Annotated in this window: 28 protein-coding genes; 14 read left to right on the top strand and 14 right to left on the bottom strand. The window is 43.9% G+C overall.

The window, feature by feature from the left end:
- The first annotated feature begins 46 nt into the window (after nucleotides 1–46).
- Nucleotides 47–1294, top strand: coding sequence for a GntP family permease (locus tag MHUN_RS00875; protein ID WP_011447241.1), 1248 nt, complete (start codon nucleotides 47–49; stop codon nucleotides 1292–1294).
- A 14-nt stretch (nucleotides 1295–1308) separates the two neighbouring features.
- Here MHUN_RS00875 and MHUN_RS00870 read toward each other — a convergent pair whose 3' ends face one another.
- From MHUN_RS00870 to MHUN_RS00860, 3 genes are all read right to left on the bottom strand, one after another.
- Nucleotides 1309–1887, bottom strand: coding sequence for a manganese efflux pump MntP (locus MHUN_RS00870; protein ID WP_011447240.1), 579 nt, complete (start codon nucleotides 1885–1887; stop codon nucleotides 1309–1311).
- 21 nt (nucleotides 1888–1908) lie between these two features.
- Nucleotides 1909–3192, bottom strand: coding sequence for an ATP-binding protein (locus MHUN_RS00865; RefSeq protein ID WP_011447239.1), 1284 nt, complete (start codon nucleotides 3190–3192; stop codon nucleotides 1909–1911).
- A gap of 96 nt (nucleotides 3193–3288) precedes the next feature.
- On the bottom strand, nucleotides 3289–3765 hold the full coding sequence (locus MHUN_RS00860) for a hypothetical protein (RefSeq protein WP_204222996.1): 477 nt from the start codon (nucleotides 3763–3765) through the stop codon (nucleotides 3289–3291).
- 258 nt (nucleotides 3766–4023) lie between these two features.
- Between MHUN_RS00860 and MHUN_RS00855 the strand changes: the two genes are divergently transcribed.
- On the top strand, nucleotides 4024–4233 hold the full coding sequence (locus MHUN_RS00855; protein WP_011447237.1) for a histone family protein: 210 nt from the start codon (nucleotides 4024–4026) through the stop codon (nucleotides 4231–4233).
- Nucleotides 4234–4290: 57 nt separating this feature from the next.
- On the opposite strand, the gene MHUN_RS00850 is transcribed toward MHUN_RS00855, so the two are convergent.
- Nucleotides 4291–5361 (bottom strand): OCRE domain-containing protein, encoded by a 1071-nt coding sequence (locus MHUN_RS00850; RefSeq protein ID WP_143709303.1) that lies wholly within the window; start codon nucleotides 5359–5361, stop codon nucleotides 4291–4293.
- 94 nt (nucleotides 5362–5455) lie between these two features.
- Nucleotides 5456–5605: a hypothetical protein gene (locus MHUN_RS18845; RefSeq protein WP_158498119.1), complete on the bottom strand. Its 150-nt coding sequence runs from the start codon at nucleotides 5603–5605 to the stop codon at nucleotides 5456–5458.
- A gap of 285 nt (nucleotides 5606–5890) precedes the next feature.
- Between MHUN_RS18845 and MHUN_RS00845 the strand changes: the two genes are divergently transcribed.
- A complete protein-coding gene (locus MHUN_RS00845; protein WP_011447235.1) occupies nucleotides 5891–6604 on the top strand; it encodes a hypothetical protein in 714 nt (237 codons plus the stop codon).
- Between the two features lie 117 nt (nucleotides 6605–6721).
- Here the strand turns inward: MHUN_RS00845 and MHUN_RS00840 are convergent, their stop codons facing one another.
- The 5 genes from MHUN_RS00840 to MHUN_RS00820 form a co-directional block, all read right to left on the bottom strand.
- Entirely contained in the window at nucleotides 6722–7018 is a 297-nt protein-coding gene (locus MHUN_RS00840) for a cache domain-containing protein (protein ID WP_011447234.1), read from the bottom strand.
- A gap of 291 nt (nucleotides 7019–7309) precedes the next feature.
- Complete coding sequence (locus MHUN_RS16995) at nucleotides 7310–7819, bottom strand: response regulator (RefSeq protein ID WP_011447233.1); 510 nt, start codon at nucleotides 7817–7819, stop codon at nucleotides 7310–7312.
- 154 nt (nucleotides 7820–7973) lie between these two features.
- Nucleotides 7974–10163 carry a hybrid sensor histidine kinase/response regulator gene (locus tag MHUN_RS00830; RefSeq protein ID WP_011447232.1) on the bottom strand — a complete coding sequence of 730 codons (2190 nt, stop codon included), beginning with the start codon at nucleotides 10161–10163 and terminating at the stop codon, nucleotides 7974–7976.
- An 18-nt stretch (nucleotides 10164–10181) separates the two neighbouring features.
- On the bottom strand, nucleotides 10182–10568 hold the full coding sequence (locus MHUN_RS00825; RefSeq protein ID WP_011447231.1) for a response regulator: 387 nt from the start codon (nucleotides 10566–10568) through the stop codon (nucleotides 10182–10184).
- An 82-nt stretch (nucleotides 10569–10650) separates the two neighbouring features.
- The gene (locus tag MHUN_RS00820) at nucleotides 10651–11406 is read right to left on the bottom strand and encodes a sulfite exporter TauE/SafE family protein (RefSeq protein WP_011447230.1); all 756 of its coding nucleotides are present in this window, start codon (nucleotides 11404–11406) and stop codon (nucleotides 10651–10653) included.
- A 109-nt stretch (nucleotides 11407–11515) separates the two neighbouring features.
- Between MHUN_RS00820 and MHUN_RS00815 the strand changes: the two genes are divergently transcribed.
- The 3 genes from MHUN_RS00815 (at nucleotide 11516) to budA (ending at nucleotide 13535) form a co-directional block, all read left to right on the top strand.
- A complete protein-coding gene (locus MHUN_RS00815; protein WP_011447229.1) occupies nucleotides 11516–11878 on the top strand; it encodes a DUF3147 family protein in 363 nt (120 codons plus the stop codon).
- A 332-nt stretch (nucleotides 11879–12210) separates the two neighbouring features.
- Nucleotides 12211–12522, top strand: coding sequence for a hypothetical protein (locus MHUN_RS00810; protein WP_011447228.1), 312 nt, complete (start codon nucleotides 12211–12213; stop codon nucleotides 12520–12522).
- A gap of 293 nt (nucleotides 12523–12815) precedes the next feature.
- Complete coding sequence (budA, locus tag MHUN_RS00805; RefSeq protein WP_011447227.1) at nucleotides 12816–13535, top strand: acetolactate decarboxylase; 720 nt, start codon at nucleotides 12816–12818, stop codon at nucleotides 13533–13535.
- A 6-nt stretch (nucleotides 13536–13541) separates the two neighbouring features.
- Here budA and MHUN_RS00800 read toward each other — a convergent pair whose 3' ends face one another.
- Nucleotides 13542–14012, bottom strand: a complete 471-nt coding sequence (locus MHUN_RS00800; protein ID WP_011447226.1) for an Hsp20/alpha crystallin family protein — start codon at nucleotides 14010–14012, stop codon at nucleotides 13542–13544.
- 176 nt (nucleotides 14013–14188) lie between these two features.
- Between MHUN_RS00800 and MHUN_RS00795 the strand changes: the two genes are divergently transcribed.
- From MHUN_RS00795 to MHUN_RS00765, 7 genes are all read left to right on the top strand, one after another.
- Nucleotides 14189–14503 (top strand): DUF3795 domain-containing protein, encoded by a 315-nt coding sequence (locus MHUN_RS00795; protein WP_011447225.1) that lies wholly within the window; start codon nucleotides 14189–14191, stop codon nucleotides 14501–14503.
- A 76-nt stretch (nucleotides 14504–14579) separates the two neighbouring features.
- Nucleotides 14580–15290, top strand: coding sequence for a helix-turn-helix domain-containing protein (locus tag MHUN_RS00790; protein ID WP_011447224.1), 711 nt, complete (start codon nucleotides 14580–14582; stop codon nucleotides 15288–15290).
- Nucleotides 15284–16336 (top strand): hydroxymethylglutaryl-CoA synthase, encoded by a 1053-nt coding sequence (locus MHUN_RS00785; protein WP_011447223.1) that lies wholly within the window; start codon nucleotides 15284–15286, stop codon nucleotides 16334–16336. The genes MHUN_RS00790 and MHUN_RS00785 overlap by 7 nt, the downstream gene beginning before the upstream one ends.
- Nucleotides 16333–17496 (top strand): thiolase domain-containing protein, encoded by a 1164-nt coding sequence (locus tag MHUN_RS00780; RefSeq protein ID WP_011447222.1) that lies wholly within the window; start codon nucleotides 16333–16335, stop codon nucleotides 17494–17496. Before MHUN_RS00785 ends, MHUN_RS00780 begins: the two co-directional genes overlap by 4 nt.
- A 1-nt stretch (nucleotide 17497) precedes the next feature.
- The gene (locus MHUN_RS00775; protein WP_011447221.1) at nucleotides 17498–17887 is read left to right on the top strand and encodes a Zn-ribbon domain-containing OB-fold protein; all 390 of its coding nucleotides are present in this window, start codon (nucleotides 17498–17500) and stop codon (nucleotides 17885–17887) included.
- Nucleotides 17888–18258: 371 nt separating this feature from the next.
- Nucleotides 18259–19158 carry an STAS domain-containing protein gene (locus MHUN_RS16985; protein WP_011447220.1) on the top strand — a complete coding sequence of 300 codons (900 nt, stop codon included), beginning with the start codon at nucleotides 18259–18261 and terminating at the stop codon, nucleotides 19156–19158.
- Between the two features lie 63 nt (nucleotides 19159–19221).
- Nucleotides 19222–20430 carry an NAD(P)-dependent malic enzyme gene (locus tag MHUN_RS00765; RefSeq protein WP_011447219.1) on the top strand — a complete coding sequence of 403 codons (1209 nt, stop codon included), beginning with the start codon at nucleotides 19222–19224 and terminating at the stop codon, nucleotides 20428–20430.
- Between the two features lie 210 nt (nucleotides 20431–20640).
- On the opposite strand, the gene MHUN_RS19655 is transcribed toward MHUN_RS00765, so the two are convergent.
- Together MHUN_RS19655 and MHUN_RS00760 are read right to left on the bottom strand one after the other, a co-directional pair.
- Nucleotides 20641–20775, bottom strand: a complete 135-nt coding sequence (locus tag MHUN_RS19655; RefSeq protein ID WP_275039197.1) for a hypothetical protein — start codon at nucleotides 20773–20775, stop codon at nucleotides 20641–20643.
- Nucleotides 20772–21296 carry an AAA family ATPase gene (locus MHUN_RS00760; RefSeq protein WP_143709302.1) on the bottom strand — a complete coding sequence of 175 codons (525 nt, stop codon included), beginning with the start codon at nucleotides 21294–21296 and terminating at the stop codon, nucleotides 20772–20774. The genes MHUN_RS19655 and MHUN_RS00760 overlap by 4 nt, the downstream gene beginning before the upstream one ends.
- 232 nt (nucleotides 21297–21528) lie before the next feature.
- On the opposite strand from MHUN_RS00760, the gene MHUN_RS00755 reads away from it, so the two are divergent.
- Nucleotides 21529–23166 (top strand): IS1182-like element ISMhu1 family transposase, encoded by a 1638-nt coding sequence (locus MHUN_RS00755; RefSeq protein WP_011447217.1) that lies wholly within the window; start codon nucleotides 21529–21531, stop codon nucleotides 23164–23166.
- A gap of 135 nt (nucleotides 23167–23301) precedes the next feature.
- Here the strand turns inward: MHUN_RS00755 and MHUN_RS00750 are convergent, their stop codons facing one another.
- Nucleotides 23302–23700, bottom strand: coding sequence for an AAA family ATPase (locus MHUN_RS00750; RefSeq protein ID WP_011447216.1), 399 nt, complete (start codon nucleotides 23698–23700; stop codon nucleotides 23302–23304).
- Nucleotides 23701–23741: the final 41 nt, after the last annotated feature.

The raw sequence follows: 23741 nt of genomic DNA, 5'->3' as shown, positions 1-23741 counted from the left end.
ACCAGGCCAGGACTTCTAGAACACATGCCTCTATCAACCGGCTCGAATGAACTCAATTCTCATCTTTGGAGGAATCCTTGTATATATTCTCATTCTGACTGTCAGATTCAGGATCTCTCCATTTATTACCCTTATCTCTGCAGCATTCATCTATGGAATCCTTGATGGGAATGACCCGGTTGTTTTGTATCTGGGGATCGTATCAGGGGCTGCGAAAATATTTCAGGTTCTTGCGATCATGGTCTTTTGTGGAGTCTGTATCGCCCATATGCTCAGGCGGTCAGGGTACATCGACACCATTGTGGATGATATCTCCCGATTCATGAAAAGCCCGGAGAATACGGCAGGGATAGGGGGATGGATCCTGTCTCTTCCGCTCATGTGCTGTAATACTGCCTTTGTTCTCATCGCGCCGGTCATTGAGCAGACAGTCGGTAAAAAATCAGCGTCACCATACTTGTATATTGCAGCAATTGCTTCGATAATATCCTTTGTTCTCATATACCCTTCTCCGGCAGTGGTCCCGGTCATGGTGACCCTGTTGCCCTCTCTTGCAGATCCCTGGGCTCTGGATCTGGTCCTTATTCCTGTTGCCGTGATTATGCTTGTATTGCTGCTTTTGTATGCACGAAAAAAGACAGGGGGTCTTGAATCAGAGGTAAGAATCCCACTAAAAAAGCACTCACGGGTGAAAGCATGGGCTCCGGTGATAACCCCTTTTCTCCTGGCAGGACTCGGACTTCTGATTCCAGCCATCTCATTCTTTTCCATAATCTCCATAGCCCTCTTTTGTGGTCTGCTTGTGGCCATGGTATCAGTCGGGAAAGAGGCACGGGATATCGGTATTCATGACGGGACAAAATATGCCGGGCTGATCATGTTTGATCTCTGTGGTGCCGGAGCATTTGGAGCGGTTATCGCCGCCGGATCCTTCCCACAGGAGATCTATTGGTTCGTATCCGGATCTATTCCTGCACTTTTCCTTCCTTTTATTCTTGCTGCAGCGCTCCAGGCAGCGTCCGGATCACGGGTTGTATCGGCTGCAACAACGGCAGAGATCCTGGCAAAAGCTTCAGATTTTCCTGATATTCAGCCGGCAGCCCTGGTCCTGATGATCGCCGGGGGATCATGTATGGTGTCGTTTGTAAGCGATCCCTACTTCTGGCTGGTGAAACGATTCACCGGAGATGAAACAACCGGTGTTATTAATAATTATACCCTCCCTCTGGCTGGAATCGGTCTCATTATCGGGTTTTCAGGAGTTATTATCCAAATCCTCTCCGGATATCTGTAGTCAGAATGGATGGGTTATGCTCCGGCCCCGTTCCAGACCAGGTGTTCAAGGAGGATTCTGATCCCGATAAGAGTCAGAATAACACCTCCAAGAATATCAACCCGCTTTCCAAGTATATGTCCTATCTTTCCCCCGGAATATACACCGCCGACAGAGAAAATCGCAGATATCAGACCGATGATGAGTGCCGGAATGAGCGGGACAATATGCAGCAGTGAAAAACTCAGACCGACCGCAAGAGCATCAATACTGGTTGCCACTGCAAGAATGAATACTGCAACAAAGTTAAAAACATCCGGCGCTTCTTCTTCATGCCCGTCTTTAATCCCGTCAAGGACCATTTTACCGCCGATGATGAAAAGAAGCCCGGCTGCAACCCAGTGATCATACGCAGCAATGGCATCAGCAAATCCAGAGCCGAGGAGCCACCCAAGCAGAGTCATGCCACCCTGAAATCCCCCAAAGAAAAGTGCCAGGATGAAAGCCGCTCGTATCCGGGACGTCTTCTGATGTGCACCAACCGCAAAGGAAACAGCAAGACAGTCCATTGCAAGGCCGATACCGATGAGAACAGAGGTGAAAATCAAATCCATGATCTCAGGTATTGTTGGTGGTTATGAGGAAAGAGAGTATCCGAGTTTCTCATGAGCCGGTAACAATAACCATTTCCATAGAGGAATATATCTGATAACACCAGAATAGCCAAACCACTCCTCCTGTTGTTCACCCTCTTCATACATGGTCAACATGACAAGGTTGGAGCATTTTAGATCATGTGCTCCCTTTAGAAGGGCACGTACCTCTCTTTCTTTCGTGTTTGTATCATCCATTTTTGTACATACCTGAACAAGAGCGATAATTTTGTGATATACACGGACTACAAAATCTATCTCTTCCTGTTGAGCATTTTTCCAATAATAAAAATTAATCAGGCCGGATAACTCATCTTTCTTGAGTGAGACTGCAACAATATTCTCCAGAAGTCGTCCACTATTTCTCGAGGAGGAAAACCCTTTCGCTGTAATAAAACCATTATCAATGCAGTAAATTTTCTTATGAGAAGAAACCTGTTCTTTAAATTTAAAGGAGAACCGGGGTACAGAAAAAAATAAGAACGTCTGTTCCAGATAATCCAGATATTTTTTTACTGTCTTATCACTTTTACACCCGGAAATTTTTGTAAGGCTGTGAACAGAGTATTCATTCGAGATTGTACTACACAGATAATGGGCAAGGTCACCCAAACCCTGAGGATAGCCGATATTGTATCTTCTGATAATATCTTTGTAGATTATCGCATCAAAAAGGCGGATGAGATAATCTTTTTTGTCAATAAAGGCTAAAAGAGGTTCTGGAAAACCCCCCGTAAGGGAATACTCCTCCAGGGATTCACGATATTCTGCCTCTGTCAGGTCTTTATTTTTCATTTGCAGAAATTCTTGAAATGAAAACGGAAATATTGTTGTGACCGAATGTCTTCCGGTCAGGTGCGTTGCAAGCTCTTTACTGAGGAGATGAGCATTACTTCCGGTAATAAATAGATTATACCCCTGACGGGCCAGACGGTTCACAAGAAGTTCCCAACCGGAAATATTCTGTATCTCATCCATCAGGATTGTTCTCGAGCCTGCATAAATATCATTGATAGCCGTCAGAATATCAGGAATTTTTTCCAGATCAGTAAGTTGTTCATCGTCAAAATTCACATACCCAAAAGGAACGGTATCAAGCAGGTATCTCATTACAAAAAATGACTTTCCCGCTCTTCGGGGACCAATGATAATTTTAATCAAATTGCTATCTGGATTTTTAATTTCTACAGAACGGGGTATGTATTGACTTTGAAGCCGAAGAATCAGTTCTTTTTTTTGTTCCAGAAGAACATCCTTTACCTTCATACCCCCACCTTAGGTAATGTAATACAATAAAATAGAAAAAAGTTTGGATTTCATTTCCCAGAATTCACGAAATACCCTCAAAAGCAGATAGCCGAATCACCATATCAGGCATTGTTGCCCGCTCTTTTTCACCTCCGTATTTGAAATACTTCCCGCAGGGGAACTGTCATGTACACATTGGAATGGATCGCCGGAACCACGATATGACCAGGTGAGACGTTCCTGAACGCAGACCAGCTTGTCAGCAATTGATTCAAGGTCCGAGATGGTTGAATCAAATGTTTCTGAAATTAGGAGAACCTCCTGACGGTTCCCGGAACGTTTCCGGCACACATAGCCAAATGGTCCGATATACTCCTCATTATGACGAAACCATGCAGGATCATACGCAAGGATGATAAATCTGGCGGGGTCACTCTCAAGCATCGTGATTATATCGATGATATTGCGCTCCTGCCTGAATACAATCCGGCTCTTGTCACCGGCAGACGATTGCAGGTACAGGTTTCCACCGCCGGAGTGAATGTACACAATGGTGCCCTGCCTGAATTTCACTGGAACATCGGCGAGCATTCTACTCAGAAAATCACTGAATCCAACCAGAATCGTGAAAGAATCATTTGGAATACTTATAAACTTCTTGTTCATATCTTATTCTTATGCCCTTATTTTCACAACTATAAGAAGTTCAGGTAAACAGGGTGAAAGTGATCTGACATATGAGTCAGGGAACCAAAGACCACGGTTTCATCACGGTTCCTGGGCTGAAATGGCTTTTCGATGCAATTTTTTTTATATGAGTGCTACAATATTTATATCCAGGTAAAAACTATGGCAGACTTACCGATTGCAGCAGTTGTACGGGTTGCAAAGAGCAGTGGTGCTGAGCGTGTCGGAAGCGATGCATCAGAGATTCTTGTGGCAAAGACTGAAGAGTACTTAGGAAAACTGGTAAAAGAGGCAGTCAAACTTGCCGCACACGCGGGAAGAAAAACTCTCAAAGAAGAAGATATTGAAATGGCTGCAGAAAAGATAGCCTGAACTCTGGATCTCTTATACTACTCCCTTTTTTCGCAGGTCAAAGATCCAAAAAAGTGATTAGGATAACCCATAATCCTGGTATTCCTGAACGGTATCGATAGGCTCTGCATATCCGGAGTCATCCACCCCATAGTACTGGTCGTCACGAATATAATCGCGCCACATGGCATTTGCCGCATCATATACGTTCTGACGGTTCTGATACGTATCATGAATGATATCAGATGCATCATATCCTGCATACAGGCCATCATAATACCCGCCAAGCGTCCCTGACGGAATATACTGCCCTTCATAGTTCTGGAAAAAGTTTTCACTATAATTTCCAAATTCTGACGGATAATAGAATTTATTCGTCGTGGGATCGAAAAAAACTCCCAGATTCGGGATATAATAATACCCGGTATCAGTATCCCTATAGAGACCGGTATACGGATCATACGCAAAATCCTTCGTCCCTGATGAAGAATTTATCGCGTTTAGAAAAACACTTGGATCAGCATCCAGATCAACCGGAGTGAAATTATAACTCTGGTGTGGGTCCCGTGGCCTGACACTTAAAAGAGATTTCAGAGTGAAATTCCCATATTCTGTCTGATATAACCCAACAGGCTCGCGGAGAAGGGCATAGATGACATCGTCCTGTGTACTCATGATGGAAGAAAAGACAAGTTCTCCCATGTCTTCATCAAGATATGACCGAAAGCAGGTTGAGCGGTTCTCATCCTGGCTGTATTGATCCTTCCCCCAGGTGAGATTGTGCGATTCATTGACGATAAATTTCATTCGTGCTGACTCTTCATAGTTCAGCAGCGTTTCTGTCGGTAAGACAAGCCATTCAGGGTTCTCCATTGAGGTCACCACGAACGTAACCGGCGGGTCTTTTTTTGTCTGAAGATGATATGTGTTTCGTCCATCTTCAGCAGTTACCTGAAGCGTCATACCGGCAGGGTACCCAAAGGTAAAATAGGGATCTTCCTGAACCAGATATGCGTATCCGGATCCACCCAATAGATCTCCTGATTCTGCTGCACAGACTCCGTATGAGGAGAGGAGAAGGAACACAATTATAAAACCTGTTCTTCCAGAAATCTTCACATCCTGCATATGCATACCTCGTTTATACATACTCTGAAAGATACCCCATAAAAAATATGATCTGCTATGCAACCTGTAAAGTTTTTATTACTCTCATGATTCACCCTTTAAACCTGTTTTTAAGTCAGTCAGAGGAGTCACCATCGTATGGAATAGGCCTGATGGTCTGCCCTTTTGATGTCTGTTGCGAAGGAGTATCGGCAATAACCCGCACGTCGGGGGGCCAGTCGGCTTCATAAGGGAGATATCCGGTGATAAGGGCCTTCGTATCCATGCTCTTGGAGACAGGATCCGGTGATTCGATGACAAGGCATCCATCCGTCCGATATCTTTCAATTCAAGTGTAATAGAAGTATTTATATCAGTAAGGGCATCATGTTCCCCATTTCTACATGAAACACAGTTAATAAGAGCTTCAATTCATTCACACATAAGGAGAATGGCTATATTATCCATTAAAACGGAGTACATGTTGATTTCCTGTTCTTTCATGCACCCCGACTGGTCCCGGTAAGGTAAATTCATAAATACTCACATCTCCAATTTTTCATCACCAGACATGGAAAACATCAGTAAAAAACGGATAATACAGTGCTTTTTATTCGCCGGATTTTCTATCTTCCTATTTCTTGTCGGACTCACCGTCATTCCCTGCTTTGATGGCGGGTGTGCCCTGATGTTTCTGAGTATCTTCCTGTTTTTCTCCTCGCTGGCTGTCGCAGGCCTCATATTCTATCCGATGTCCCGGGCATTTGATGCCGTGGTGACCGATGCGAATCTCCTGGCACACTGGACCTATGATCCTGCCTGGTATGACCGTATTCTGAAACGTGAATATGAGGAGCATAAAGAGAGGAATGCAGCCCTCCTGGTTATTATAGATGGTATGTTTCTGTTGTTTGCCCTCTTTTTCATACTTTTTGTACCGGAAGGGGGAGTAGAGACCGGCTTTGTTCTTCTGGGGATAGCGGCATTTATGTTTGTCGTTGCGAAAATTACTCCCGGGTTTTTCAGAGATAGAAAAGCTAAAATGCCGGCAGAGGCATGGATTAGTACGAAAGGGCTCATCTATGAAGGTGCAGTATACCCATATTCCGGATTTTTATATGGTTTTACCGGCGTATCATACCAGGAAGGGGATGAACCTGCCCTTCTCTTCAGATTCTACCAGATCACCGGGGCAAAGATTTATGATCCTTTTACCATAACTGTTCCGGTTCCAAAGGGTGAAGAGAAAAAAGCAAGAGAGATACCTGCACAACTGGGGTATTGAGACCTCTCCATCCATTTTTTGATACACTTAAAATGTGAATAATAATTCATCAGGATTTAGGAAATATGCCTGCACCAATGATCAATTCTTCCTCTGTCTTTTCGGTATATCCAAGTTTCAGACGGATTTCATAGTCAGAATCCGGATCGGCAAAGAAATAGTAGGTATATCCAACGCCTTGTTCTCCATTGGCCATAAGATCTGCACCGGGTATTTCCCGTACGGATCGCGATCATTCAGGCGGTTTTGTCCGACCAGACCTGGGAAATACGGATTTGCAAGGAGTGTCCCATTCATATCAAAGGCAAAGATGAACATCTCTGGATCTGAAAAGGTCCCGCTCGGATCATTGAATTCACGAATGCCCGCATCCCTCCCCTGCTCATAAACATAGTGAACAGCTTCTCCATCCATTTTTTCATTTTTTCCCGCTTCTCCTCTGCAAAAGAAACCGAAACATCAGGGAGATAGATACCGGTTCCGACCACAAGGCTGGAAGATGCGGGTTTTTCATATGAGATCTTGAATTCTGGTGTATTGTCTGCAGCAGGATTATGAAAGAGATAATAAAAGAAACCCCGCCATTATCAGTGGCCATGATCTTTTCAGCACAGATTACAACACCATTTTCATCAGTCAGATCTTTCTCATTTCTTCAGATTCGATCCTGATGAATTCTGACCAAAAAAGATGGATTTTCCATTATCACTGATGCGAGGAACCCTGAACTTTCTGAATAAAACTCTGGAGTTCCTCTCTGGATATCGTCCTTGTAAGTACTTTTGCAGCTATCTGCTCAAGTTCTTCACGTTGTGAGAGGAGTTGTTCCTGAGCCAGCCCCTGAGGTGTGGTTTTTATTCCCATTACCCGGTTCACTTCAGAGATAAAATTATAGATCTGAAAAGGTTTAATTACATATGAGTCAGCCCCATATTCCATCGCCTGATCGATCATTCGCTGTGTTTTTATAGCAGAACAGATGACTATCTTTGAATCGGGATGTGTCTCTTTTATTCGACGTAATACCTGAATACCCTGTACCTTTTGCAGGACAAGAGCTAAAATTACGAGATCTGGTGTGTAAAGATAGTATAAATCAAGGGCCTGCTGACCGTCAACTGCCTCACCAATTACTTCGTGACCACTACATTCAAGCGCAAAACGAGTAATATTTCGCATAAATGGAACACGTTCAACAATTAGGACCCGGACCATATTTCTCAGTAATGTTTTGGTGTTACCTATTGTCCTTTATGCTATTTTAAGAAGACTGATTTTTTGAAAATTAGAAAAAATGTCCTTTTTATCCAAACCATATATTGTGTAACTATCTGCTAGTATTCTAAAAATGATACAATGAGTCAATTATTTATGAGTGGAGGGTTTTTAAACGAGGGAATATCAGGGTAAATGTCGTCCCGGTATTCCGTCCATCGCTTTTTACCTGAATTATTCCTCCGTTCCGTTCAACGATCTTCTGGGTAATCGAAAGACCAAGCCCGTATGATTTTCCATCATGTCGTGAACTGTCAGCTTTATAGAATTTTTCGAAGATGTGTTCTTCTTCTCCAGGAAGCAGCCCAATACCATGGTCCCTGATTGTGATAATAATTCCCTTTTCAGTTCGTTCTCCCTGAAAAGTAATACTCCCCCCGGTATTTGAAAATTTTATCGCATTATCCAGGAGATTTCCAAAGATAGTATCAAAATCGATCGGGCTCATTCTGATTTCAAGATCCGCAGGAATATCATTCGTGATGATCAGACGTTTTTTTAATATCTCATATTCGAAATTTACAGTCAACTCATGAATCATCTCACGAATCGGAAGAGAGGTCCCGATACCGGGGAGATATGATTTATTCAGACGAGCCATCTGAAGAATACTGATCAGCAGATCATGCATTTGTGCAGCATTCCGAATCGCCATATCAAGATATTGAATCTTTTTTGGGTCACTCTCTTTTCTTCTTAATACCGGAAGAATTGCAATTACCGGAGTCAGGGAAGTTTTCAGATCATGACCTATCTGGGTGATGAACTCATCCTTCTGTTTTAATAGATCTTCAATCTCTTTCGTCCGTTTTTCAACAATATCATCCAGATGCTTATTAATTTCAGAGAGCTGGCTTTTCACCCGGTTTAACTCATCATTCTTCTCAGTCAGTTCTGAAATATATTTTTTCAGATATTCGACCGCCCAGACTTGTTCGGTGATATCCTGTCCAATCCCAATGATTAATAATGGCCCCCCGTCTGGTCCGTTAAAACGCTCAAAATTCCATACAACAGACCGAATATCTCCTGATTTCTGGACTATGGGAATCATGGCACTGAGAAGAGCCGGTTCAGGTCCATGGACCTGCTGAATCAGGCTCAGTGATCGATCTCTCTGACTGTCAGGAAACAACGTAAAGATTTTCTGGCCGAGTACTTTATCAGAAGAAATTCCGGTAAGTCTGGCAGCACCAAGATTAAAGAGCGTTATTGCATATGATGCATCCCAGCCAATGATAGGAATATGTGCAGTCTCCACAAACCGGTAAAAAAAGAATATAAAATCAGATATTTCTGTATCATCGAATGAATTGATTCTGTCATTATTGTTCTCTGACAGATCATATACGGGTGATAACGTCTTCTTCTCAATATTTTTCCGAACAAAACCATTTATAATCATATTTGAATAATTACAGGGAGTAATCTCTTTTTGAAGCGGGGATCTGTGATGAGGGGCTCCAGACGAATACCCAGGAAAGCCGATAACGAATGAAATATCTTGTGCAGACATAATCGCTCCACGCAACCCTCCCGACTGATCATACAATGGTGAAGCATACAGCCGGAGATGAGCGCCCTTTCCATCGTTAAGATGCGGAAAATAATCATTGATGACCCAAATATTTCCGATGGAGATGAGAGGTTCATACTGATTCCTGACGGCATTATGATAATCCACCAATAAGTCTATCAGAATTGGTTCATAATTTTTGAAAAACGGAAGTGAATGCACATTTTGGTCTTTGCCGAGAATCTGAAAAGCAGAATACCCCGTCAGATTCACCATCCCTTTATTCCAGATGTGAACCTCCCTTTTATTGTCCATTATAAAAAATGGGTCAGAAATGCCTTGTACGAGAGAAAATAGATCAGATACCTCTCCCTGCAGGTGCATAAATCCCCGCTGAATAACACCATGGTAGATGGTGTGAATAAGATCTTCAAAAAGAAGCTGGTTTTTATCTGTTTTAATATGAAAATACCAGGAATTCTTAAAATTCCCTGGATTTTTTTCTACCACGACATTATCAGATGAAAATGTAATTATAATAATATCTGGATTATTTCTTCGGATTTCATCAAACCCATCATCACATCGGTCACTACTCTCCGTATTTACGATGAGCACATCATACCGATGAAATGGAATATTTTTCAGGGCTTCGCTTCTCATGAGGAGAGTATCGACATGAATCCCTTCATGCTCCAGATATGAATGCAATTTTGACTGGAAGATTGGATCTGATGAGAAGGATAGCGCAAAGAGGGAGGGGATCATAAAATTAAATGATCTTTTTCAGGTTTCAGGAATATTTTGCATCCACATCGCAACAAGTTCTACCAGAAGTTCGGGGACAATTGGCTTGGTAATGTAATCAGACACATACTTTTCAATGCCAATCATTCCTTCATCCGGGTTATCCTTAGCAGTAAGCATACAGATGATGATCTTATGGTACAAGTCACGTGACTCAATCTCTCGTATTGTTTCCCATCCGTCCATGTCAGGCATCATGATATCAAGGAGAATCAATCCGGAGAAACCATCCTCCAATATTTTTATACACTCCTCCCCGCCATTTGCCGTAAGGACAGTCCAGGATTCTTCCTCCAGTATTGCCTGTACTGCCAGACAAATGTCAGGATGATCATCAACAACGAGGATTTTCAATGCATCAGTCATCTGATCCCTTCTATATACAGTCTGGTGCAGAGCTATAGATATATCCTCTGATGATGAGAGTCAGGCATGATTGAGTAGAAATTTACCCACATATAAAATACCAAAGAGAAATACACAGGCCTAGACCGACAATTATCCATCTGAAAATTTCAGGATGAACCATTTCAACAAACGTGCCTCCGACTAGACCGCCGAAAACTGACCCAATACTCATGATAACCACAAGTGCCCACAAAATACTGCCGGTGAAGATGAAGTAGAGTGAAGCCACCAGGTTCACACTGAATGAAATGATAAGTTTGAGAATATTCAGACTGACAAGCGAGTCGTCATAAAGGAGACCCAGGACGGCAATGATGATAACACTTACTCCGGCACCAAAATACCCCCCATATAATGCCGCAAGAAACAAGAGAAGGAATCCCCCGCCGGACACGAGCCGGGGGTGGTCTATGTGATATGAACCATGTATCAAAAAATTTTTTGTCCGATCCTGCACTGCAAGCAGAACTGTAGCGAAGAGAATAAGATATGGTATGAGTGTCCGAAACGATGATTCATCAGAATGGATGAGGAGAAAACCGCCAATAAGACCACCTGCAATACAGATTGGAAGGATCTGATGAATTCTGCTCTTCTGAAAGGCAAATTCTTTCCGCTGGGCAATCATCCCGCCACAATATCCAGGGCAGAGCGACAGGGTATTGGTAATGTTTGCTGTAACCGGGGGAATACCTAAAGCAAGCAACGCCGGAAAACTCACGAGAGTGCCTCCCCCTGCGAGTGCATTGATCAGTCCGGCTAAAAATGCCGCTCCGAAGACAAAAAGTTCATCCATGAACCGGATCAGGTACGTTTTTTCCCATTATTATCTGTTTGCGCATGTATTGGTATGAGGTGGGGTTCTGGTGATGTGATGTCAATCCCGGTTTTTCTCCTTATATACTATGTATTCACATGGTACCAGTACCATGGATTATCTGTATACCATCATCAAATTCCTAACCGCCGGGTTCATCATAGTCGGAGTGACTCTGATAGTCCAGCATATGGACCCAAAATATGGGGGGATACTTGCTGCAGCACCAATTACTACCACCATCGCATTTCTCTTTACCACCTTTGAATCTGGTCAGGACGTAACCAGAGAATTAACCCTGGGATCATTCTATTTTGCAATTCCAACCCTTGTATTTATCCTCTCCCTCTATATCCTCTTGGAACACGTTTCTTTTTTTATGGGAATTGCTGGAGCATATCTTGTCTGGCTAATTGGTATCGTCATTATCCACCGGATTGTCTTCACGTAACAGGTGCAGAGATTTTTGAAAATAATGCCCATTATACACATAAATACGCATATTTTCAATAAAAAATTCACTTTTCACTTTCACCCTGCTATTTAAGATTCATATACCTGGTGACAAAACTGGTACTGAGCAAAAAAGGGAGTATACCACATATACATATGGAAACCTACGGACGAGGGCGGGAAACATCCCCGGTAATGGAAAAATTTTTGATATTGGGTCGATTTCTAAGGTAATGACCGGGTTATGAGTATCCAACCGATGAAGCAATTCTCATCAGGTTCAATGACTTCTGGACTGCAACCGGCGGATTCCATTCAAACGCAGATGATATGGCGATACTTCTCGCTGCTGAACTTGGCTTTATTGACACATCGTTATCTGACGCAATTGTGATGACTTACAAACCGTATGCAATCATTACAGAAGGACCGCCACTTATGAAACAAGGATTATTCTGGGATATTCTCTATAACCGTGACGGGACCATCATCCTCTCTAAATCAGGAGAAACCAACGCACACCAGGCAGCTATTGCTTTAAACTCTGACCTGCAGTCAGGAGTAGTTATCCTTGCCGATACGACAACCATTACCGGGGATCATGTCATAAACAACGCACATCCTCTTCTGGAACGAATGTAGGTGAAGCATAAAAAAAGTAAGTTGAGTGATCAGAGGGATACTATTTAAGAATTGAGCCTCTAATCTTCTCATTCTGGTCCTCATCGACATTTTTACCATAAGGGGTTCATCGGTAGTATTGAAATAAAAAAGGTGTCATTTTTCAATATCCCAGACATTGGAGTCTGGCCTGGATATTACCAGGATTGACATTTTTGCACATGAGGTGACTGCTCCGGGTGTTACATTTATAGATACATCATCGGAATAAGTGTTAAAAAAAGAGAAGTATCCCGAGTGATAAGGTACTTAGTATGGTACATCCCCATCAGGTAGCAGTCATACTTTGTATAGCTCTCTTTTTCATGGTCCCTGGATCAGCAGTAATTAATGATACTCCATCCTCGAACCTCTTCCATGTATCAGCGTACTCACTCCTAGCTGACGGTCAGTATGACGGAGTCGTAACGGTTGGTGACCTTAAAAATAACGGAACATTCGGGATCGGAGGGTATGAACACATGGATGGAGAACTACTCATGCTTGACGGGACGGTTTGGCAGATAACCCACGACGGAGTAGTATATGAGCCATCAGATGACACAAAAGTCTGTTTTGCAAACATCATCCACTTCAACCCAACCATCACTCACCAGGTGAATGAAACCCTGGATAAAGCAGAGGTCTATACAGTCATCACCGACTTATTCCCTGATGATGATACTATCTATGCCGTGAAAGTTACCGGAGATTTTGCAGATATGCAGGCACGCAGTGTTCCCTCACAGAGTCCTCCTTACCCGCCATTATCAGAAGTAATTCAAAATCAATCAGTCTTTGACCTTGGCCCGGTTATCGGGACATTGACCGGGTTCTGGTTCCCGGACTGGATGGCAGGTGTAAATGTGGCCGGTTTCCATCAACACTTTATATCCGCTGATAACACATCCGGCGGGCATGCCCTGAATTATACAATTGAGAACGTGACAATATCAATCCAGCCGGTAACCGGGTTTACTTATATCCATCCGTGAAAAAAATTATTGAATCGGGATATCCCCGCCACTCTCTTTCTCTGCCCGTTTGAAAATAACCTCTAATACCCCGTTTTCAAACTTGGCCTGTGCTCCTTCTTCTAAAACCTCAACAGGGAGGGGAACACTCCGGCTGACCGAACCATAGAACCGCTCCCGAATAAAAAAGTCCTTATCTTCCTGTTCTTTCTCATCGGTCCGTTGACAGGAGATCTGAAGGAGGTTTGGTCTGACCAGGCGGATTTTAACATCCTCTTTATTACAACCCGGAAGATCAGCTTTTGCAATAACCTGATCATCCTGTTGTTTTACATCCACGGTGAATCCACCGGAGAAAACAGGAGAAAGTTCACGCCCTCTCTGTGAATATGCAGGATAAGAGGGAAGGAGTGACTGAAATCTGTTTTCCATCTCGGCAAACATATTATCCAGTTCACCCCTGAACATGTGGAACGGATCACGTTTGATGATTGCCATGTACATCTCCTCTTGTCTGGATACCAGACAAAATCGTATATAGATGTACCAAAAAATAAATTTTTTCAGGTCCCTGGTTTGGAATCATTTCATGCATTTGTCGAAATAAATCATTATACGAATCGTTTTTATTCTGAACCTACTCTTCATTACCAGGAAAAACAGAGACATCATACATGACCAGGGAGATACCTACTGTCTGTGGGATGTACTGTGATGAGTGTGATCATTTTGAGAGAGACTGTCCGGGATGTGATGAGTCAGACGGGAGCGTCTTCTGGACAGAATTTGCAGACACTGATGTCTGCCCGGTTCATGAATGTTGTGCAAATGAAAAAAAGTTCGCACATTGCGGATTTTGTAATGAGATGCCCTGTGAAAAATACTTCAGATTCCGCGATCCTGATGTTTCTGAAGAGGAGGCAGCGAAGATGCTTGAGAAGCAGAAAGAGAATTTAATGAAGAGAAAGAGAGCATATGAGGAAACCTAATAATTCATCTATTATCGCTCTTTGTCGAACTGATCTTCGTTAATTATATAACCACTCTCCATCATAGTGTACTGGCATGGAATCGGGACTTCGTCATCGACTCGCGGAGAAGATGGCGGGGGAGATAACACTCTCTGATTCTCCGGGAAAAACCCTGAAGAAATGGCGACTGAGTTTTGACATATCTCAGGGACAACTCTCCGAGTACCTTGGTGTATCGCCATCAGTCATTAGTGACTATGAAAGCGGAAGGAGAAAAAGTCCGGGCACTGCCATTATCGGACGAATTGTTGACAGTATTCTAGCCATTGATGAAGGAAAGGGCGGGAAGTATATCCATAAATATGCATCCCTCCTCTTTGCAGAGATGGGGGACGGTGTAATTTATGATCTCCATGATTATAAAAGTCCCATTAATCTGTCAACATTCGCCAGTGTCATTGGTGCTGATATCATTACCGGTCCGGTGCATCTGAGCATTTATGGATACACGGTAATTGACAGTCTCCGGGCGATAATGAACCTGACCGCAAGCGAATTTAACCGGATATACGGCTGGAGTACTGAGCGGGCGCTCATTTTTACCGGAGTTTCTAATGGAAAGTCACCGATGGTGGCTATCCGGGTTACTCCCTTCAAGCCCCGGTGCGTAGTGCTTCACGGTATCAGCCTTGGTGATGTGCATCCGATTGTGCCAAAAATGGCCGAGAAGGATAATATCACCCTTATGTGTACCACACAGGGCATCGAAGATATCGTGGAGAGACTGAGGGAAGAAAAATGGTAGGAATCATCTCGTACGGTGCATATATCCCACGGTACCGTATCAAAGTAGAAGAGATTGCCCGGGTATGGGGTGCAAATGGCACTGAAATCTCCCGTGGCCTTGGTGTCTTTGAAAAGGCACTGCCAGATATGGATGAAGACACGATCACCATCTCCGTTGAAGCTGCCCGTGCAGCAATGGCGCGGAGAGTAATCAACCCTGCAGACATTGGAGCGGTATATGTTGGATCAGAGTCGCATCCTTACGCGGTGAAACCTACGGCTGTTACCGTCGGAGAAGCAATCGGGGCAACCCCCGTCATGACCGCTGCAGATTACGAATTTGCCTGTAAGGCAGGAACAGCCGCAATTCAGACCTCGATGGGTCTCGTGAAATCCGGCATGGTTACTTATTCTGTTGCAGTCGGTGCAGATGTTGCCCAGGGAGAACCGGGAGATGCACTCGAATATACCGCTGCAGCCGGTGGAGCAGCGATGATCATCGGAAACGACGATCCCATCGCCGAAATCAATCATACCTGTTCATTTACCACCGACACCCCTGACTTCTGGAGACGTGAAAACAAGCCTTATCCACGTCATGGAGGACGGTTTACCGGAGAGCCTGCATACTTTAAGCATGTCATTGGTGCTTCAAAGATGATGCTTGAAAAGATGGGAACAAAGCCATCTGACTATACCTATGCAGTTTTCCACCAGCCAAACGGTAAATTCCCGGTCCAGGCAGCATCAATGCTCGGATTTACCATGGAGCAGATAAAACCTGGTCTTGCGGTCACCTATCTTGGAAATACCTACTCCGGTGCCTCCATGGTCGGTCTTTCATCGGTTCTGGATATCGCAAAACCAGGAGACCGGATCTTCATGACTTCATACGGGTCTGGCTCCGGGAGTGACTCGTTTGACATCACCGTCACTGATGTTATCAATTCTGACCTCTTTAACCGTGATGCTGCACCATCGGTCTCTGCTCTCCTCGCAGACAAGAAGATCGTAGACTATGCAGTCTATGCAAAACACAAAGGCAAAGTGGTGATGATGGAATGAGAGAAGTTGCAGTAATCGGCGTAGGCTGTACAAAGTTTGGAGAGAAGTGGGAATCGTCATTCCGTAACCTCTTTGTCGAGGCAGGAGCTCTTGCCCTTGAGGATGCAAACCTCTCCGGTGAACAGATAGACGAAATATTTGTCGGAAACATGAGTGCCGGCAGGTTTGTTGAGCAGGAACATATCGGGGCTTTGATTGCAGATTATGCAGGTCTCGCAACAGATAATATCCCGGCAACCCGTGTTGAGGCAGCCTGTGCATCAGGAGGTCTCTCATTCAGACAGGCATACACCGCCGTTGCATCAGGTATGTCAGATATCGTGGTCGCGGCCGGTGTTGAGAAGATGACTGACGTAGGAACCGAAGTTACGACTGATGTTCTTGCCGCAGCAGCAGACCGGGAATGGGAAGGAATAGCAGGTATTACATTCCCCGGCCTGTATGCAATGATTGCAACGGAGTATATGCACCGGTACGGCCTGACAAGAGAGCAACTCGCCCAGGTCGCCGTTAAAAACCATGATAACGGTGCAAAGAATCCAAATGCCCAGTTCAGAAAACCGATCACCCTTGATACCGTTATCAATTCAACACTTGTCGCAGATCCGCTCCGGCTCTTTGATTGTTCACCGGTGACCGACGGAGCTGCAGCAGTCATCCTTGCTCCCCTGGAACGGGCACGGGAATTTACCGACACTCCGATCAAGGTCCTTGGAGCTGGACAGGCATCAAGTACCATCGCCCTGCATGACCGGAAAGATATCTGTACCCTCGATGCAACCGTTGCTGCTGGTAACCGGGCATTTCAGATGGCCGGAGTTGAACGGAAAGATATCGGATTTGTTGAAGTACATGACTGTTTCACCATTGCTGAGATCTGTGCAATTGAGGATCTTGGATTCTGTAAGAAAGGTGAAGCAGGCAAACTGACCGAAGAGGGACAGACTGCAATTGGTGGAAAGATACCGATCAACCCAAGTGGCGGTCTGAAGGCATGTGGTCACCCGGTCGGAGCAACCGGCGTTAAACAGGTTTATGAGACGGTCAAACAACTTCGTGGCGATGCAAAGGGAAGACAGATCGATACTGAAATCGGAATGACCCATAACGTGGGTGGTACCGGAGCCACCGTTGTCTGTCATATCTTTGGGAGGGTATAAGATGTCAGTCGCACGATTCTGGAGAAAACAGCAGAACCGGTATAATCTAATTGGAACCCGATGTACGACCTGTGGAAAATATTTCTACCCGCCCCGGGGATTTTGTCCGGATTGCAGACGTGAAGGTAAGATCGTAGACCACCAGTTTAAAGGAACCGGAAAGGTAGTCACATACTCTATCATCCGGAGTTCATCAGGTAATTTCAAACTCCTGACTCCGTATGTGCTTGCCATCATCGAGCTGGATGAAGGAACCCGGCTTACCTCTCACCTTGTCTGTGATATCGACCAGGTGTATATTGGTATGCCAGTCAGACGGGTCTTCAGAAAACTGGGAGAAGACGGATCCAGCGGCGCAATCTTCTATGGGACGAAATTTGTCCCGGCTTAATCATTTAACCCCCGTATTACCTTTTTTTCTCTTTTTTCAGTATTGTCCATACCTCCCACATATAGGCACGTTCGTGATATGTCGATGGAACTTACGTTAATTATATAACCTTGTGGTGAGTAGTATTACTTATCACACCGCCATCCCCCCGGGTGGCAGGAGAGATTTCCGGTTTGGTCGCCGGATAACCTATGCTCCGAACTTACAGCGTTCATTATCGCTATCCTCCTCCGGACCGGGGCAACCCCCGGTTTTTACGTAAATTCGTTCCGATTATTTTCTGTCATACGTAATCAGGATCTCCGTTGTATCTGTGATGTAGATATCTAATGAAAAGTAATAACATCAACCGGTGAGAATAGATCATCTATATGTCAACCAGGACCCTCAATGTTGATCCATTTGAGATAATTCAGTCGATTGATGAACCTCTTTTTGTATTAAATGAAAAATATGCAGTTGTCTTTGGTAACCGTGCTTTTGATCAGACGTTCGGGGTGAATAGGGCAGATATCGAAGGCAGATCAGTCTATGAAATCGGAAATGGAATCCTGAATATTCCGGTGATCAGACAGACCCTGGAAAGCCTGAAAAATGCTGGTAATGAGGTCAAACACTTTGAGGTCGAGATCCCCATCCCGCAGGGGAAAAAGACCTTCATTGTAAAGGCCGGGGTGATGAGACGGTACGGCTCCTCAAATGAGGATCAGATCCTGGTTAGGTTTGAAGATATCAGTGATCAGCTGGCAGCCGAGATATCCATCCGTGAAAAGAATGCTGCAATTCTTGAACTCTCCACTCCGATTACCAAGATATGGGATGAGATCCTTGTCCTCCCCATGATTGGAACGCTCGATGCCGAACGGGCAAATAAGATGATCGAGCAACTCTTGGATGCCATCAGCCGTGAACGGGCCAGATCAATTATCATGGACGGGACAGGAATCACCCACATCGACGAGATGGTGGCAACTCATATCATCAAGGCAACCACGGCAGTCAAACTTCTGGGCTCCCAGGTTATCATGACCGGTGTAAAACCTGAAGTAGCCATGATGATGGTAAAACTTGGTATCGACCTGAAGGATATCGTAACCCGCGCAACGCTGCAGGAAGGGGTTCAGTATGCCCTTGATTCACGGGGATACATGGTTGTCAGTAAGTCAAGTATTATGTCTGAAGAGCAGACATTCCAGACCGCAGCACCACGGCAGAACGGTCAGAGTGCAAAACCAACAATACGAATTGTCAATCCCTACCGCGAACCCTGATCCTTTTTTTTCTTTCTTTGACATTTCCAAACATTGATATCCAACCGATGAGACTCTCATTTCATGGATATTGACCGTGAGGAGATCGCACAGAAATCACTGGCACTGCACCTGGAACATCAGGGAAAACTTGCTGTTCAGTCTAAAGTCCCGGTGCAGACCAGAGAGGACCTCTCACTTGCCTATACTCCCGGTGTTGCTCATGTCTGCCGGTACATTGCCGAGGATGAAACACGGGCATTTTCCTGTACATTAAAACGTAATACCATCGCTATCATCACCGATGGAACTGCCGTCCTGGGACTTGGAAATATTGGTCCGACAGCGGCAATTCCAGTTATGGAAGGGAAGGCAATTCTCTTCAAGGAGTTTGCCGGGATTGATGCCTTTCCCATCTGTATTAACGGAGACCATGATGATCTGATCGGTCATATACGCAGCATTGCACCGGTATTCGGGGGAATTAACCTCGAAGATATCGCGGCTCCCCGGTGTTTCGAGATTGAAGAGGAACTTCAAAATCTCGGTATTCCGGTGATGCATGATGATCAGCATGGTGCTGCCATTGCAGTTCTTGCAGCCCTCATAAATGCCTGTAAGGTGACCGGAAAAAAATTCAAAGACCTCACCGTCGTGGTATCAGGTGCTGGAGCTGCAGGATATGCCATCTGCCGGCTGCTGAAATGTATCGGATATGAAGGGGAGACATGTACAGCAGTAAAAGAACTCATCGTTTGTGACCGAGAAGGGATCATCTACCGGGGACGTCACGGGCTCTATCATAATATCTACAAATACCTGCTCGGTGATGAAACGAACAAGATGCTCAGGACCGGAACGCTCTCCGATGCATTACGGGGGGCTGATGTCTTTGTCGGAGTTTCATCAGGAAACCTGGTGACGGCTGATATGGTGCGGCAGATGAATCCGGATCCGATTGTCCTGGCTCTTGCAAACCCGACTCCGGAGATCATGCCTGATGAAGCCCGAGCAGGGGGAGCTGCAATTATCGGTACCGGCCGGTCGGACTTCCCAAACCAGGTAAATAATGTCCTTGTGTTTCCGGGTGTGTTCAGAGGGGCTCTTGATGCAGGTGCAACGAAAATAAGTGAGGAGATGAAGATTGCTGCAGCTCATGCTATTGCCCTGTATGTGAAAGATCCGACACCGGAAAAAATCCTTCCGGATCCCCTGGACCGGGGGGTTGCCCAGGTGGTGGCAGCGGCGGTTGCAGAGATGGCACGGAAATGTGGGTGTGTGAGAGAGGAGTGAGATAGCGAAAAAATCCTTTTTTTTGAAAGTAAGACTGAAGGAGTGATTTTATCCGGGCGCATTATAAAAACCCCAGAGTTTGCCGACAACGTCGGTCATAAAAATCAATCACACAACCAGTTCAAACAAGTGAAACAAAAAATCAATCATCGCACGATAATTCGGACATTTTTCGTATACCTTCTGTGGATCCACCCTTCCCATCAGGACTTAATTCCCATACCCGTTGATATAAATCGCTGTTACCCGGATATTCTGCCTGGTCTTTTCTGCAAGATGCTTTCTGATCAGCCCCTCAATTGACCTTTTTTCAGTATCGCCTTCAACAATCAGGATAAATCTCATTCCATCCCCTCAAGCTCACCTGAGAAAAAGAGGGACCCAAGCGTATAATATTCAAGCCAATATTTAAGCTTCTCTTCGGAAACTTGTCGCATCACAGATGCACCCTCTTTCCATTCAATAATTAAAGTGCTCGGAATAAACCCCCCACAGGCCGTAAAAAATTCAGATGAATGAGTGCGAATAATAACCTGTGTTCGTTGTGACATCTCTTTTGCGTATTCTGCAACTATCCGCATCATAGCAGGATGAAGGCCGGTTTCCGGTTCGTCAATTGCTATCAAAGAACCAGAATCAGGGTGAGCCAGAATTGTGAGCAGAAACAGGTACCGGAGGGTTCCATCTGAAATATCTGATGCAGATCGCTCCTGTTTAAGAGTCTTCCACCTGATCCTGAGCTGGATCTGTTTATCCGCAGCTGGGGGAAAAACAAGTTTATCGTAATCTTCTCCAAATGCTGCAACCATTGCAAGGTCTATTGATCGTTCAAATTCACGGTTGGTTGTATAGAGAGTGTGACGCACTGAGATGAGGTTACTTCCATCTAAGAAAAGGGCAGTATCACATCTTGATATCGTCGGTTTGCGAATCGGTGAATGGGGAGAAGTATCTATGACTGAAAAATTCTCCAGGAAGAAATTAACTTCTGTAATTTTGAGGGAATAGAGAGGGTGTTGCACAACTCAGATCCCCCCATAATTTTTTAACTAAGGTCAATCAAAAGTACTTTACCTTAGTACGTCCAACATATACTCAATGTATAATACGATAGGTCGGGATTTTGAACAACTTTACCTTCTCCCTGAGGATATTAGAGACTGGGTTCCGAGTGATGATTTCTGTCATATATTAATTGATTTAATCTCAATTCTCGACCTATCCCCATTATATAAGGAATACCGGGAAGACGGCCAAGGTGCGGCATTTTATCATCCAGAAATAATGACTGGTTTGATCATTTACTCATATTTTAATGGAGTTCGTTCAAGCCGTCAAATAGAGAATAAATGCAGATACGATGTAGGATTTAGAATAGTAACCCGCAATTCTCTCCCAGACCATTCCACAATCTCGCGATTTATCAAGAAAAACAGTTCTTTTATTGGACAACTTTTCATTCCAGTATTGACTCTCCTTAATGAAGCAGGATTAATCAATAACGTCCTTCTCGCCTTGGATGGAACAAAACTAAAGGCGAATGCTTCACTTGGATCGAACATGCCATATGAAAAGATTGAGGGAGAAATTCAAAAATATCTAAAGGAAGTCCAAGAAAAAGATGATGTCGAGGATCGTCTTTATGGCCCGGATAAATCAGGTAACGAGGTTCCCGATGATTTTAAGACTCACTCAAAAAGGATAAAACGATTCATTCAAGCAAAAGAACGACTTGAGGCTGAACATAAGGAGAAATCCCAAAAAAAGGAAGAGAAGATTGCCCAAAGGGAGGAAGAGGAGAGAGAGTCTGGAAAAAGGAAACGAGGTAGAAAACCTAAAAAGCCTGCAAAAAACCCTGATGAACAAAGTCTTGCAAACACTACAGATCCTGATAGTTCAATAATGAAAAGTGGGCCTGGTTGTATTCAAGGATATAATGGCCAGATAATTGTAAACCAGGATGGCTATATTCTGGTTCCGTTTTTAAGTAATTCACCCGTTGATTACAGATTACTTCAACCATGTTATGAAAGATTAGAGGAAATTGCTCAATTAACCGGCTTATCGCTTGAATATCTTAATTTACTTACTGATGCTGGTTATTGGAGCTATGAAAACTATCTGTATATGAAACAGCAGGATATTGGATTTCTCTGTTCTACATGCCATGAACCAGATATTTTCAGTATTAGAGGCCTCGAGAGAAGTTTACTTGAACTTGAACGAATTTCCGATCAACTTTTTGATGGCATTTGCAGTATTCCAACGTTAGCATCTATTGGTGATTGGTGTACGAGAAATCTCATTCAAGATGATAATATTCCAACACCCGCTTCTATTGCTAAAGGGATTATGGAAGTGACAATGACTCCGTATGGTGCCAAAAAGACATATTCACAACGAAAAACGATTGTTGAACCCGCATTTGGATGGATTAAAGAAAATCGCAATTTAAGAAAATTGCAGAGAAGGGGAATATCACATTGTCAGGATGAATGGAGTTTGATTTGTTTAACACAGAATCTTCGGAAGGTCTGTTCAAGAGGGGAGTTGAAGAAATTCAGAGAACTGATCCTGCAAAAGAAGCGGCATATTATCTGTAATAAGGGAGTGGGTATTAGAATACCTTATTCAATATTGTCCGATGCATTATCATCTTTGGGCAGAATGATCGGAGACAATTTTCTAAAGATGTTGATAAGAAAAAGTACTTACCAAAAATTTTCCAAATTTTAGTCATGCAACACCCTCTAGAATCTTTTGTAAATGGAGTTTTTAATTGTGATAAAAGTGTCTCGGTGGATTCAATTTCCATCGAGATTGAATCAGCGTCGACATTATTACGGAAATATGAGAGTGAAGGATTTCGTTCTAAAAAGTGACAGATTCATGAAGTTCAGAAGGAACATGTATAGTACGTAAAAATTCTTGTTCGATCTGAAAATCTCCCTCATATCCCTTTTTCCTAATCTGAAGAGAATATTCAAGATCGAAAGAGGCGATTTGTTCATGGTCCCCATCTCTGCAAAAGTTGATATGAATCTCTATTTTCTCTGCCTGATTATCCCAAAGAATCTGATCCCTCCCTCCTTCACGAAGGACATAATCTCTGAATTCTCCATCAGCATACAGACGAATCATATCCAGTAATTTGAGAAGGTTTGATTTCCCGCTTCCATTCGGTCCAATAACTATGTTAAGACTTTCGGGTGACCATGAAATATCTTTAAAAGAACGAAATCCCTTGAGTGAAAGACTACAGATTTTCATGTTATTCCTCTGATCTCATCTAAACCACAGACATATTGGCG

It is taken from the genome of Methanospirillum hungatei JF-1 (assembly GCF_000013445.1).
Classification (GTDB): Archaea; Halobacteriota; Methanomicrobia; order Methanomicrobiales; family Methanospirillaceae; genus Methanospirillum; species Methanospirillum hungatei.
This window is presented reverse-complemented; position numbering and strand designations above follow the sequence as displayed.

What these genes read in the sequence shown, in the direction of transcription:
- MHUN_RS00875 (WP_011447241.1), top strand. Translation starts at nt 47, where the DNA reads ATGAACTCAATTCTCATCTTTGGAGGAATCCTTGTATATATTCTCATT.
- MHUN_RS00870 (WP_011447240.1), bottom strand. Translation starts at nt 1,887, where the DNA reads ATGGATTTGATTTTCACCTCTGTTCTCATCGGTATCGGCCTTGCAATG.
- MHUN_RS00865 (WP_011447239.1), bottom strand. Translation starts at nt 3,192, where the DNA reads ATGAAGGTAAAGGATGTTCTTCTGGAACAAAAAAAAGAACTGATTCTT.
- MHUN_RS00860 (WP_204222996.1), bottom strand. Translation starts at nt 3,765, where the DNA reads ATGCTCGCCGATGTTCCAGTGAAATTCAGGCAGGGCACCATTGTGTAC.
- MHUN_RS00855 (WP_011447237.1), top strand. Translation starts at nt 4,024, where the DNA reads ATGGCAGACTTACCGATTGCAGCAGTTGTACGGGTTGCAAAGAGCAGT.
- MHUN_RS00850 (WP_143709303.1), bottom strand. Translation starts at nt 5,361, where the DNA reads ATGTATAAACGAGGTATGCATATGCAGGATGTGAAGATTTCTGGAAGA.
- MHUN_RS18845 (WP_158498119.1), bottom strand. Translation starts at nt 5,605, where the DNA reads ATGGATACGAAGGCCCTTATCACCGGATATCTCCCTTATGAAGCCGAC.
- MHUN_RS00845 (WP_011447235.1), top strand. Translation starts at nt 5,891, where the DNA reads ATGGAAAACATCAGTAAAAAACGGATAATACAGTGCTTTTTATTCGCC.
- MHUN_RS00840 (WP_011447234.1), bottom strand. Translation starts at nt 7,018, where the DNA reads ATGGATGGAGAAGCTGTTCACTATGTTTATGAGCAGGGGAGGGATGCG.
- MHUN_RS16995 (WP_011447233.1), bottom strand. Translation starts at nt 7,819, where the DNA reads ATGGTCCGGGTCCTAATTGTTGAACGTGTTCCATTTATGCGAAATATT.
- MHUN_RS00830 (WP_011447232.1), bottom strand. Translation starts at nt 10,163, where the DNA reads ATGATCCCCTCCCTCTTTGCGCTATCCTTCTCATCAGATCCAATCTTC.
- MHUN_RS00825 (WP_011447231.1), bottom strand. Translation starts at nt 10,568, where the DNA reads ATGACTGATGCATTGAAAATCCTCGTTGTTGATGATCATCCTGACATT.
- MHUN_RS00820 (WP_011447230.1), bottom strand. Translation starts at nt 11,406, where the DNA reads ATGGATGAACTTTTTGTCTTCGGAGCGGCATTTTTAGCCGGACTGATC.
- MHUN_RS00815 (WP_011447229.1), top strand. Translation starts at nt 11,516, where the DNA reads ATGTATTCACATGGTACCAGTACCATGGATTATCTGTATACCATCATC.
- MHUN_RS00810 (WP_011447228.1), top strand. Translation starts at nt 12,211, where the DNA reads ATGGCGATACTTCTCGCTGCTGAACTTGGCTTTATTGACACATCGTTA.
- budA (WP_011447227.1), top strand. Translation starts at nt 12,816, where the DNA reads ATGGTACATCCCCATCAGGTAGCAGTCATACTTTGTATAGCTCTCTTT.
- MHUN_RS00800 (WP_011447226.1), bottom strand. Translation starts at nt 14,012, where the DNA reads ATGGCAATCATCAAACGTGATCCGTTCCACATGTTCAGGGGTGAACTG.
- MHUN_RS00795 (WP_011447225.1), top strand. Translation starts at nt 14,189, where the DNA reads ATGACCAGGGAGATACCTACTGTCTGTGGGATGTACTGTGATGAGTGT.
- MHUN_RS00790 (WP_011447224.1), top strand. Translation starts at nt 14,580, where the DNA reads ATGGAATCGGGACTTCGTCATCGACTCGCGGAGAAGATGGCGGGGGAG.
- MHUN_RS00785 (WP_011447223.1), top strand. Translation starts at nt 15,284, where the DNA reads ATGGTAGGAATCATCTCGTACGGTGCATATATCCCACGGTACCGTATC.
- MHUN_RS00780 (WP_011447222.1), top strand. Translation starts at nt 16,333, where the DNA reads ATGAGAGAAGTTGCAGTAATCGGCGTAGGCTGTACAAAGTTTGGAGAG.
- MHUN_RS00775 (WP_011447221.1), top strand. Translation starts at nt 17,498, where the DNA reads ATGTCAGTCGCACGATTCTGGAGAAAACAGCAGAACCGGTATAATCTA.
- MHUN_RS16985 (WP_011447220.1), top strand. Translation starts at nt 18,259, where the DNA reads ATGTCAACCAGGACCCTCAATGTTGATCCATTTGAGATAATTCAGTCG.
- MHUN_RS00765 (WP_011447219.1), top strand. Translation starts at nt 19,222, where the DNA reads ATGGATATTGACCGTGAGGAGATCGCACAGAAATCACTGGCACTGCAC.
- MHUN_RS19655 (WP_275039197.1), bottom strand. Translation starts at nt 20,775, where the DNA reads ATGAGATTTATCCTGATTGTTGAAGGCGATACTGAAAAAAGGTCAATT.
- MHUN_RS00755 (WP_011447217.1), top strand. Translation starts at nt 21,529, where the DNA reads ATGTATAATACGATAGGTCGGGATTTTGAACAACTTTACCTTCTCCCT.
- MHUN_RS00750 (WP_011447216.1), bottom strand. Translation starts at nt 23,700, where the DNA reads ATGAAAATCTGTAGTCTTTCACTCAAGGGATTTCGTTCTTTTAAAGAT.